This window comes from Pseudomonas sp. PS02288 (genome assembly GCF_029959715.1).
Classification (GTDB): domain Bacteria; phylum Pseudomonadota; class Gammaproteobacteria; order Pseudomonadales; family Pseudomonadaceae; genus Pseudomonas_O; species Pseudomonas_O kuykendallii.
Genome location: NZ_JASCPA010000097.1, coordinates 1 through 10166, shown reverse-complemented (window position 1 = coordinate 10166; position 10166 = coordinate 1). Strand labels below are relative to the sequence as shown.

Here is a 10166-nt window from a genome sequence, read left to right as displayed (position 1 = left end):
AACATAACCTTGAACACCCCCCGCGGCGGCCACCGCCGAACCAGCCGGGTGGCGGGCGCCGCCAACGCGGTGCTGATCAAGTCCGCGCATCCCTGGCTGGATGCCGTCTCCGGCCCCGCCAGCCTGCAACGCATGCTGCGCAACAGCCCTGCCGCGAATGGCGGCCCGCGCGCAGCGGAACGCCTGTGTGCCGGGCAGACCCTGCTATGCCGGGCGCTCGGGCTCAAGGTGAGCGAATGGAGCGCGCGGCGCTTCGATGTGCAGCGCTTCTTCGTCGACGACGTCGGCGAGCGCCCGGCGCAGATCATCCAGACGACGCGCCTGGGCATTCCGCCCGGCCGCGACGAGCACCTCGCCTACCGCTTCGTCGACGCCGCGCACGCGCGCCACTGCACACGGAACCCGTTGCGCCGCGGACAGCTCGAAGGTCGCGACTACCATCTGCTGCAGACACAGGAGTTCGATCGATGAGCCAATGGCTCGAAAGCCTCAGCGGCTGGCTGACGCAGAATCCGGAATGGCTCGGCCTGGCGATCTTCGTCATCGCCTGCGTCGAGTGCCTGGCGATCGCCGGGATCATCGTGCCCGGCACGGTGCTGATGTTCGCCGTGGCGGTGGCCGCCGGCGGCGGCGCGCTGACTCTCTGGCAGACGTTATTGCTCGGTTACGCCGGCGGCCTGCTCGGCGATGCGCTGTCCTACGCCCTCGGCCGGCGCTTCCATCAGAACATCCGGCGCCTGCCGGTGCTGCGCCATCACCCGGAATGGATGACCGGCGCGGAGAGCTATTTCCACAAGTACGGCATCGCCAGCCTGCTGGTAGGCCGCTTCATCGGCCCGCTGCGGCCGATGCTGCCGATGATCGCCGGGATGCTCGACATGCCGATGCCGCGCTTCATCCTGGTCAGCCTGGTGGCGGCGGCCGGCTGGGCGATCGCCTACCTGATGCCGGGCTGGGCCACCGGCGCCGCGTTGCGTCTGCCGCTGCCCGAGGGCTTCTGGCCCCAGGCCGGCGTGGTCGCCGCAGCCTTCGCGGTGCTGATCGGCCTCTGCGCGCAGCAAAGCCTGCACCATCAGCGCCGCACGCCGTACCTGGCGACGGCGCTGAGCGCGGCGATCCTGACCGGCCTGTTCCTCGGCATGCCGCACCTGCAGGCGCTGGACAACGGCCTGCTGGCGGTGATGCAGGACGAGCGTGCGCCGCACCTGGACCACCTGATGGTGCTGATCACCCGGCTCGGCGACTTCAACACCCAGCTGTTCGCCGGCCTGCTGCTCTGCGCGCTGCTGGCGATCGCCCGTCAGTGGCGCGCACTGCTGTTCGCCGGCAGCGCGCTGCTCGGCACGGCGCTGCTCAACGGCCTGCTGAAGAACCTGTTCGCCCGCACCCGCCCGGAAGTGCTGCTCGAACCGCTGCACACCTACAGCTTCCCCAGCGGCCACAGCTCGGCGGCGTTCGCCTTCTTCCTGGTGCTGGGCACCCTCGCCGGTCGCGGGCAACCGGCGCGTCTGCGCCTGGCGTGGATGGTGATGGCCTGCCTGCCGGCGCTGGCGATCGCGATGTCGCGGGTCTACCTGGGCGTGCACTGGCCGACCGACGTGCTCGCCGGCGCGATGCTCGCCAGTGCCGTGTGCGCCGTCAGCCTGGCCGCGGTGCAATGGCGCAAGCCGCTCGGCGCGCTGTCGCCGCGTGCCTGGTGGCTGATCCTGCCGGCCTGCAGCGCACTGCTCGGCGGCGTCGCGACCTGGGCGCTGCCGACCGCCGTGCAGATGTACCGCTACTGAAGGCCGCCCGGCTCAGTCTTCGCCCTGCAATTGCTCGAGCAGCTGCTGGATGCGCTCCAGGCGTTGCGGCGGATCGCCGATCGCCAGCAGCTCCAGTTTGGCCTCTTCGGTGAACGGCAATAGGTAGCCCAGTTGATTGGCCAGCGCCTGCTGCCCCCCGGCCACGCCGCCCATGCCCAGCGCGGCGACCAGCGGATGCTCGGCCAGCGCCTCGAGCAGCGCCGCGAGGTCTGCGTGCTCGGCGAGCAGCGGTTGTTCCGGCGGCTCGTCGAACCACTCCACTTCGGCGATGGTCGATTGGTCGCGCTGCACCTGCGAACTCAGCACGCGGAAGCGTCGCGTGCCCTCGACACGGATGCCGAGCAGCCCGTTGGGACGCTGCTGCCAGTCGCGGATGGCCGCCGCGCAACCGACATCGGCGAAGCGGCTGGCGGCCTGCCCGACCTCCTCGCCCTCGATGATGCACACCACGCCGAACTCGGAATCCTGCCTCAGGCAGCGGCTGAGCATGTCCAGGTAGCGCGCCTCGAAGATCTGCAGGTCGAGCTGGCAGCCCGGAAACAGCACGGTGGAAAGGGGGAACACGGGAAGGTTCATCGGTACCTCAGCTCACTATCGCCACGGCCAGCGGCAGGAACACCGCGCTGGCCACACCCATCAGGCTCATCCCCAGCGCAGCGAAGGCGCCGGCTTCGTCGCTTTCCTGCAACGCCCGCGCGGTGCCCACGGCATGCGCGGTAAGGCCCAGCGCCATGCCCTGGGCAGCGGCGCTGCGCACCCCGACCAGGCGCAGCAGCGAAGGGCCGACGATCGCGCCGATCACGCCGGTGATCATCACGAACACCGCCGCCAGCGCCGCTACGCCGCCGATCTGCTCGGCGACCAGCATGGCGATGGGCGATGTCACCGACTTCGGCGCGAGGGTCATCAGGATCTGCCGCTCCGCACCGAACAACCAGGCGAGCGCCACGCCGCACGCGGTGGCGAACACGCCGGCCACCGCCAGGGTGATGACGATCGGCCAGAACAGCAGGCGAATGCGCCGCAGGTTGAGGAACAGCGGCACCGCCAGCGCCACGGTCGCCGGCCCGAGCAGGACGGTCATGGTCTCGGTGCTCTTGCGGTACTCGGCGTAACTCAGACCGCAGGCCAGCAGGATGGCGATGATTCCGACCATCGACACCAGCACCGGCTGCAGCATCACCCAGCGGCTGCGTTCGTAGGCTGCCAGGGCGAGCTGATACACCGCCAGGGTGATGCCGACGCCGAACAGCGGATGGTGGATCAGCGCCTGCCAGGCGCCCAGCCAGTTGACGTTCATGCGTCCTCCCGGGCACGGCCCTGGCGGCGGATGAGCTTCTCCATCAGCCAGCCGGCGAAGCACAGCGAGATCACCAGCGAAAGGCCCAGCGCGCCGATGATCGCCCAGAAGTCCGCGGCGATTTCGCGTGCGTAAACCATCACGCCCACCGCCGGCACCACCAGGATCAGCGGCAGGTAGCGCAGCAGACTGCTGGCGGCGACGCTCAGCGGTTCGCCCACCTCGCCGCGGGCGAGCATGAAGAGGAACAGCAGCACCAGGCCGATTATCGGGCCGGGTAGCATGGACAGGAACAGCACGTTCAGCGCGGTGCCAAGCATCTGGAACAGCACCAGCCAGGTAAGGCCGCGTAGCAGCATCGGATTCTCCAAGGGCTCGAGGCGCTCATTATAGGCATTCCCCCGCTGCCCTATGACGCGCCATTCGCCGAGGCCATGCGAGCTTGACCGTCCACCGGGTGCGTGCTGATCTGCGACCTCGACAACAACAAGAGCCCCTGGAGGACACATGTCATTCGTACCCGTCGCACAACTCAAGGACCACATCGGCAAGGACCTCGGTCATTCCGACTGGCTGGAAGTCGACCAGACGCGCATCGACCAGTTCGCCGAATGCACCGGCGACCACCAGTTCATCCACGTCGACCCGGAGAAGGCGCGGCAGACGCCGTTCGGCAGCACCATCGCCCACGGCTTCCTCTCGCTGTCGCTGATGCCGATGCTGATGGAGGGCCGGATGATCCTCCCCGAAGGGTTGAAAATGGCGGTGAACTACGGCCTCGACAGCCTGCGCTTCATCCAGCCGGTCAAGGTCGGCTCCCGGGTGCGCCTGGGACTGAGCCTGACCGATGCCTATGAGAAGAACCCCGGCCAGTGGCTGCTCAAGGCACGCGCGGTGATGGAGATCGAAGGCCAGGAAAAACCCGCCTACATCGCCGAGCCGCTGAGCCTCTGCTTCGTCTGAACGGGCCCCGGCGCACCCTGCCACGGGTGCGCCGCGCGTCGCCCGCCCCGCTGCGGCATACTAGGGCCTGTTGCCAGACCGGACCCTCTTCATGCGCCCAGTTCTACCCGCCCTGCTGATCCTCCTGCTCGCCGCCTGCGGCGAGGGCGAGCCGATGAAATCGCCGACTGCACAGTTGCCGGATGGCGGGCGCTACCGCGGCGAGCTGGTGAACGGCCTGCTGCAGGGGCCGGGGCGCATCGACTACGCCAACGGCAGCTACTACGAAGGCAACTTCAAGGACGGCCAGTTCGAGGGCCAGGGCAGTTGGCACGGCGCCGGCGGGGAAACCTACGTCGGCGAGTTCCACCTCGGCCAGTACCACGGCAAGGGCACCTTCACCTACGCCGACGGAAGCCGCTACGAAGGTCTCTTCGACAAGGGCAAGATGCAGGGCCAGGGCACCCTGGAGCAGAACGGCGAAAGCTGGTCGGGTGTGTTCCGCGACGGTGAACTCAACGGTGCGGGGCATTACCGCGGCGCGCACGGCGAGGAATACGGCGGCGCCTTCGAGGATGGCGACTTCCACGGCCAGGGCAGCTATTCCAGCGACGGCGACACCTGGCTCGGCCAGTTCGTCCACGGCCAGCTGACCGGCCAGGGCGAATTCCGTGGCGCCGACGGCAGCCGCTACCTGGGCCAGTTCAAGGACTGGCAGTACGACGGCGAGGGCCGCCTGCAACTGGCCGATGGCAGCGTCTACGAAGGAGGCTTCAAGCAGGGCGCCTACGATGGCCCCGGCGTGCTGACGCTGGCCGACGGCAGCACCCGCAAGGGTTCCTGGCAAGCCGGCCAACGCATCCGCGACGAACAGGGCAAGGCGCTGCCGGACCCGCTGGACGTCGGCCTGCTGGAACAGGGCCGGCTGCTCGGCGAAGCCCTCGCGGCGATACCCGCGTCGACCCCGGCCAGCGAACTCTACGCACTGACCCTGGCCGGCGACGGCAAGCAGAGCGTGTTCCTGCGCGAGGCGGACTACGTCGCCGACCTGCTCGGCAAGCGCTTCGGCGCGCGCGGGGTGGTGACCCTGGCCAACCACCGCGATCACCTCGCCGACCGCCCGCTGGCCACCCGCGAGAGCCTCGCTCGCAGCCTGAATACGCTGGCCAAGCGCAGCGGACCGGAAGACCTGCTGTTCATCTACCTGACCAGCCACGGCTCGGCCGACCACCGCCTGAGCCTCGACGTGCCGCGCCTGAACCTGGCGGACCTCTCCGCCACCTCGCTGGCCGAACTGCTGCGCCCGCTCAAGGACCGCTACAAGGTGCTGGTGGTCTCCGCCTGCTATTCCGGTGGTTTCATCCCGCCGCTGAAGGACGACAAGACCCTGATCATCACCGCCGCCCGCGCCGACCGGGTGTCCTTCGGCTGCTCGGAGGAAGCCGACTTCACCTACTTCGGCCGCGCGCTGTTCGGCGAGGCGCTGCAGCAGACCGACGACCTCGCCAAGGCCTTCGAGATCGCCAAGGCGAGAGTCGCCGAACGCGAGCTCGCCGAGCACTTCGAGGCCTCCGAGCCGCAGATCTGGGCACCCAAGGCGGTGCTCGATCGCTGGAATCGCTATCGCGCGGCCCAGAACAAAGCAGCCACTGGCAAACTCTGAAGAAACAGGAGTGGGCGCACCGCGCCGCTGTCACCGGAGGCGAACATGTACCTGACACCGCAGCGCATCCTCATCGCCGGCGCGACCGGCCTGACCGGCGAACACCTGCTCGACCGCCTGCTCGACGAGCCGACCGTGGAGTGCGTGCTGGCACCGACCCGACGCCCGCTGGCCGAGCATCCGCGCCTGCACAACCCGGTCGGCGAACTCGCCGCGCTGCTGCCGCGCCTCGAAGGGCCGGTCGACACTGCCTTCTGCTGCCTCGGTACGACGATCAAGCAGGCCGGTTCGCAGGAGGCCTTCAGCGCGGTCGACCATGAGCTGGTTCTCGCCTTCGCGGAGCGCGCCCGGGCACTGGGCGCGCGACACCTGCTGGTGATCAGCGCGATCGGCGCCGATGCGCAGTCGTCGGTGTTCTACAACCGCGTGAAAGGCGAGACCGAAGCGGCGCTGCTTGCCCAGGACTGGCCTCAACTGACCCTCGCCCGCCCCTCGATGCTGCTCGGCGCGCGCCAGGAATTCCGCCTCGGCGAACGCCTGGCGGCACCGCTCAGCCGGGTGCTGCCGGGCAAATGGCAGGGCATAGAAGCCACGGTGCTGGCCCGCGCGCTGTGGCGCCTGGCGCTGGAGGAACAGCCCGGCGCACGGATCGTCGAGTCCGACGACCTGCGCCGCCTCGGCCGCTGAACCGCCCGCCTCGGGCGATTGACGGGGCCGGCGCGGAGCGCCAAGGTGGCGTTTTTCGCCAAGGGAGCAGCTGCATGAGCCTGGAGTCCGTCCGCGCCTTCTTCGCCGAAAAGGCGCCCGACCTCACCGTCATCGAACTCGACGACAGCACCGCCACCGTCGCCCTGGCCGCCGCCGCGCACGGCGTCGAACCGGGAATGATCGCCAAGACCCTGGCTTTCCGCGTCGGCGCACGCAACCTGCTGGTGGTGGCCCGCGGCGACGCGCGCATCGACAACCGCAAGATCAAGGAAACCTTCGGCGGCAAGGCCAAGATGCTCGATGCCGAGAGCGTGGTGGCGCTGACCGGCCACCCGGTCGGCGGCGTCTGCCCGTTCGGCCTGGCGACGCCGCTGCCGGTGTATTGCGACGTGTCGCTGCAGGCCTTCGACGAAGTGGTGCCGGCCGCCGGCGCCACCCACAGCGCGGTGCGCCTGGCGCCCCGACGCATCGCCGAACTCACCGACGCAGAGTGGGTGGATGTCTGCCAGGAGGCCAGCCTCGCCTGAGGGCGGCCCCCATCCAACCCTGGAGGTACTTCACGTGAAGCCCTGCCTGCTGATCCTCTGCCCCTCCCCGCCCAGCACCCTGGCGCGACTCGCCGAACATTTCGACTGCCACTACGCGCCCGATGCGGAGAGCCGACGCACGGCCATCGCCGACCACGCCGCCTCGATCCAGGTGTTGCTGACCACCGGCGCGGGGGGCCTGGCGGGTGAGGAAATCGCCCGACTGCCGGCGCTGCAGCTGGTTTCGGCGCTGGGCGTGGGCTACGAGAACATCGACCTGCAGGCCGCGCGCCAGCGCGGCATCGCCCTGTGCAATGGCGCCGGCAGCAACGCCGCCAGCGTCGCCGATCACGCCATGGCCCTGCTGCTGGCGGCGATCCGCGACCTGCGCAACCTCGACATCGCCTGCCGCGCCGGGGTCTGGCGCACGCAGCTACCGGAGCAGGACGGCGTCAGCGGCAAGCGCGTCGGCATCCTCGGCCTCGGCGCCATCGGCGAGCGGATCGCCACGCGCGCACTGGCCTTCGAGATGTCCGTCGGCTACCACAACCGCACACCGAAAGACGCCAGCCCGTACCGCTACTTCGACAGTCCGCTGGCGCTGGCGCGCTGGGCCGATTGCCTGGTGGTGGCGATTCCGGGCGGCGCGGCGACCCATCACCTGGTCGGCCGCGAGATGCTCGAGGCGCTGGGCCATGCGGGCTATCTGGTCAACGTCGGCCGCGGCAGCGTGGTCGATACCGCCGCGCTGGCCGATGCGCTGCAGCGCAAGGTCATTCGCGGCGCGGCGCTGGACGTCTACGAAAGCGAGCCACTGCCGCCGCAGGAGCTGGTCGCCCTCGACAACGTCATCCTCTGCCCACACCTGGGCGGCAACTCACCGCAGGCGGTGGCGCAGGCGCTGACCCAGTTCATCGAGAACGTCCACCGCCATTTCGCCGGCGAACCGCTGCTGACGCCGCTCTAGGGTCTGGTCACTTCATCGCCGCCCGAGCGGCGCGCAACGCGTGGCGACGGGCAACGCCCGCGGCGTCAGTTGCCGCCGCGCACGCCCAGGCCGACGCCCAGCTCGGTGGCCACGGCGAACGGCAGCAACAGGGTGTCGAGCAGCGCGCTGGCCGGCAGGTCGAGCGCCGCATAGCGCGGGGCCTCGGCGCCGAAACGCTCGTTCGGGCAGCAACCCCCGTGCAATTCATACCAGTCCAGCCGCGTACCGGCGTAGATCAGCGGCGCGCCGGGCTTGGCCGCGTCCAGCGTGCGCACGCTGGCGCAACCGCCGAGCAGCGACGCGGCGGCCAGCGTGGCGGCCAGCGCCGCGGTGCGCATCAGTCGGCGCTGCCCAGGTGGTGCTCGCCCCAGCGCGGCAGCATGTCCTGGGGGATTTCCAGCAGGTTGAGGATGCGCGCGACGACGAAATCGATCAGGTCGTCGAGGGTCTGCGGCTGGTGATAGAAACCCGGCGAGGCCGGCAGGATCACCGCGCCGAGGTTGGACAGCTTGAGCATGTTTTCCAGGTGGATGCTCGAGTACGGCGCCTCGCGCGGCACCAGGATCAGCTGCCGGCGCTCCTTCAGCGCGACGTCGGCGGCGCGCTCGATGAGGTTGTTACAGGCGCCCGTGGCGATCGCCGACAGCGTGCCGGTGGAACAGGGCACCACCACCATCGCCGTCGGCGCGCCGGAGCCCGAGGCCGGCGGCGCCATCCAGTCCTCCTTGCCGTAGACGCGGATCTGCCCCGCCGCAGCGCCGGTGTACTCGCTGAGGAAGGCCTGGATCGCCTGCGGCTTGGCAGGCAGGGTCACGTCGGTTTCGGTGGCCATCACCAGTTGCGCCGCCTTGGAGATGAGGAAGTGCACCTCGCGCTCCTCCTGCACCAGGCAGTCGAGCAGGCGCAGGCCGTACTGCACGCCGGAAGCGCCGGTCATGGCCAAAGTGATGCGTTCGGGACCGCTCATAGATTCACTCTCAAAGCTGTTTCGCGTGCTTGTGCAGCGTTGAAGCCTGCTGAAACGCCAGCCCGGCCGGAATGCTCATTTACAACGGTAAACGCGCATGCGAGCCCACTCCGCTTTCCTCGCAGGCTTTCGCCTTGCCTCATCTGCGCTCACGACCCTTCGAGCGCGAACTTACAGTTTGCTTTCTTATTGCAGCGCCGCGGCCAGTTTGCCGTGCAGGCCGCCGAAACCGCCGTTGCTCATGATCACCACCTGGGTGCCCGGCGCCGCGTGGGCCTTGACCCCGGCGATGATCGCCTCCAGCGAACCGCAGACTTCGGTCGGCACCGTCGCGCCGGCGACCGTGGCCGCCAGGTCCCAGCCCAGGTTCGGCGGCGCGTACCAGTACACCCGGTCGGCCTGCACCACGGATTCGGCCAGGCCGTCGCGGTGAGCGCCGAGCTTCATCGAATTGGAGCGCGGCTCCACCACGGCGATCACCTGGGCGCTGCCGACGCGCTTGCGCAGGCCGTCCAGCGTGGTGGCGATGGCTGTCGGATGGTGGGCGAAGTCGTCGTAGATCGTCACGCCATCGACCTCGGCGACCTTCTCCATGCGCCGCTTGACGCTCTTGAACAGGCTCAGGCCGGCGATGCCCAGCTCCGGCACCACGCCGACATGCCGCGCCGCGGCCAGGGTGGCGAGGGCGTTGTCGACGTTGTGGCGGCCGGTCAGCGACCAGTCCACGGTGCCCTGCGGCACACCGTCGAAGATCACCTCGAAGCGCGAGCCGTCCTCACTGAGCAACCGCGCCTGCCACTGACCGCCGTCGCCGGTGGTCTGCACCGGCGTCCAGCAGCCCATTTGCAGCACGCGTACCAGCGCGGCTTCGGCGACCGGGTGGATGATCAGCCCTTCGCCGGGAATGGTCCGCACCAGATGGTGGAACTGCCGCTCGATGGCCGGCAGGTCGGGGAAGATGTCGGCGTGGTCGAACTCGAGGTTGTTGAGGATCGCCGTGCGCGGGCGGTAGTGGACGAACTTGCTGCGCTTGTCGAAGAAGGCGCTGTCGTACTCGTCGGCCTCGACCACGAAGAACGGCGTGTCGCCGAGGCGCGCGGAGATGCCGAAGTTCTGCGGCACACCGCCGATCAGGAAGCCCGGCGCCATGCCGGCGTGTTCGAGTACCCAGGCGAGCATGCTGCTGGTGCTGGTCTTGCCGTGGGTGCCCGCGCCGCCCCGCCCCCCCCGCCCCCGCCCCCCGTGGTCGGCCCCCCCCTGCGGGCC

The 10166-nt window shown here is 69.4% G+C and carries 13 protein-coding genes; 7 read left to right on the top strand and 6 right to left on the bottom strand.

Features of this window, described 5'->3' with window-relative positions:
* Together QMX85_RS22650 and QMX85_RS22645 are read left to right on the top strand one after the other, a co-directional pair.
* Nucleotides 1–471: DNA-3-methyladenine glycosylase (locus QMX85_RS22650; protein WP_282344705.1), on the top strand; the 471-nt coding region annotated here is incomplete at its 5' end.
* A complete protein-coding gene (locus QMX85_RS22645; RefSeq protein WP_282344703.1) occupies nucleotides 468–1784 on the top strand; it encodes a bifunctional DedA family/phosphatase PAP2 family protein in 1317 nt (438 codons plus the stop codon). The genes QMX85_RS22650 and QMX85_RS22645, both read left to right, overlap by 4 nt.
* Before the next feature lie 12 nt (nucleotides 1785–1796).
* Here the strand turns inward: QMX85_RS22645 and QMX85_RS22640 are convergent, their stop codons facing one another.
* The 3 genes from QMX85_RS22640 to QMX85_RS22630 are packed head-to-tail and all read right to left on the bottom strand — an operon-like array spanning nucleotide 1797 to nucleotide 3464.
* A complete protein-coding gene (locus tag QMX85_RS22640) occupies nucleotides 1797–2381 on the bottom strand; it encodes an LON peptidase substrate-binding domain-containing protein (RefSeq protein WP_282344701.1) in 585 nt (194 codons plus the stop codon).
* Nucleotides 2382–2388: 7 nt separating this feature from the next.
* Complete coding sequence (locus QMX85_RS22635; RefSeq protein WP_282344699.1) at nucleotides 2389–3105, bottom strand: LrgB family protein; 717 nt, start codon at nucleotides 3103–3105, stop codon at nucleotides 2389–2391.
* Nucleotides 3102–3464: a CidA/LrgA family protein gene (locus QMX85_RS22630; RefSeq protein ID WP_282344697.1), complete on the bottom strand. Its 363-nt coding sequence runs from the start codon at nucleotides 3462–3464 to the stop codon at nucleotides 3102–3104. The genes QMX85_RS22635 and QMX85_RS22630 overlap by 4 nt, the downstream gene beginning before the upstream one ends.
* A gap of 148 nt (nucleotides 3465–3612) precedes the next feature.
* On the opposite strand from QMX85_RS22630, the gene QMX85_RS22625 reads away from it, so the two are divergent.
* The 5 genes from QMX85_RS22625 to QMX85_RS22605 all read left to right on the top strand — a co-directional run bounded on the left by QMX85_RS22625 (nucleotide 3613) and on the right by QMX85_RS22605 (nucleotide 7912).
* Nucleotides 3613–4068 (top strand): MaoC family dehydratase, encoded by a 456-nt coding sequence (locus QMX85_RS22625; RefSeq protein WP_282344695.1) that lies wholly within the window; start codon nucleotides 3613–3615, stop codon nucleotides 4066–4068.
* Nucleotides 4069–4159: 91 nt separating this feature from the next.
* A complete protein-coding gene (locus QMX85_RS22620) occupies nucleotides 4160–5710 on the top strand; it encodes a C13 family peptidase (protein WP_282344693.1) in 1551 nt (516 codons plus the stop codon).
* Nucleotides 5711–5755: 45 nt separating this feature from the next.
* Nucleotides 5756–6397, top strand: coding sequence for an oxidoreductase (locus QMX85_RS22615; RefSeq protein ID WP_282344691.1), 642 nt, complete (start codon nucleotides 5756–5758; stop codon nucleotides 6395–6397).
* A 74-nt stretch (nucleotides 6398–6471) separates the two neighbouring features.
* Nucleotides 6472–6945 (top strand): YbaK/EbsC family protein, encoded by a 474-nt coding sequence (locus QMX85_RS22610; protein WP_282344690.1) that lies wholly within the window; start codon nucleotides 6472–6474, stop codon nucleotides 6943–6945.
* Between the two features lie 34 nt (nucleotides 6946–6979).
* Nucleotides 6980–7912, top strand: coding sequence for a 2-hydroxyacid dehydrogenase (locus QMX85_RS22605; protein ID WP_282344688.1), 933 nt, complete (start codon nucleotides 6980–6982; stop codon nucleotides 7910–7912).
* Nucleotides 7913–7977: 65 nt separating this feature from the next.
* Here QMX85_RS22605 and QMX85_RS22600 read toward each other — a convergent pair whose 3' ends face one another.
* From QMX85_RS22600 to mpl, 3 genes are all read right to left on the bottom strand, one after another.
* Nucleotides 7978–8271 carry a YceK/YidQ family lipoprotein gene (locus tag QMX85_RS22600; RefSeq protein ID WP_282344686.1) on the bottom strand — a complete coding sequence of 98 codons (294 nt, stop codon included), beginning with the start codon at nucleotides 8269–8271 and terminating at the stop codon, nucleotides 7978–7980.
* Nucleotides 8271–8900, bottom strand: coding sequence for a flavin prenyltransferase UbiX (gene ubiX / locus QMX85_RS22595; protein ID WP_282344683.1), 630 nt, complete (start codon nucleotides 8898–8900; stop codon nucleotides 8271–8273). Before ubiX ends, QMX85_RS22600 begins: the two co-directional genes overlap by 1 nt.
* 186 nt (nucleotides 8901–9086) lie before the next feature.
* Nucleotides 9087–10166, bottom strand: a 1080-nt coding sequence (gene mpl / locus QMX85_RS22590; RefSeq protein ID WP_282344681.1) for a UDP-N-acetylmuramate:L-alanyl-gamma-D-glutamyl-meso-diaminopimelate ligase, incomplete at its 5' end; no start/stop codon positions are given.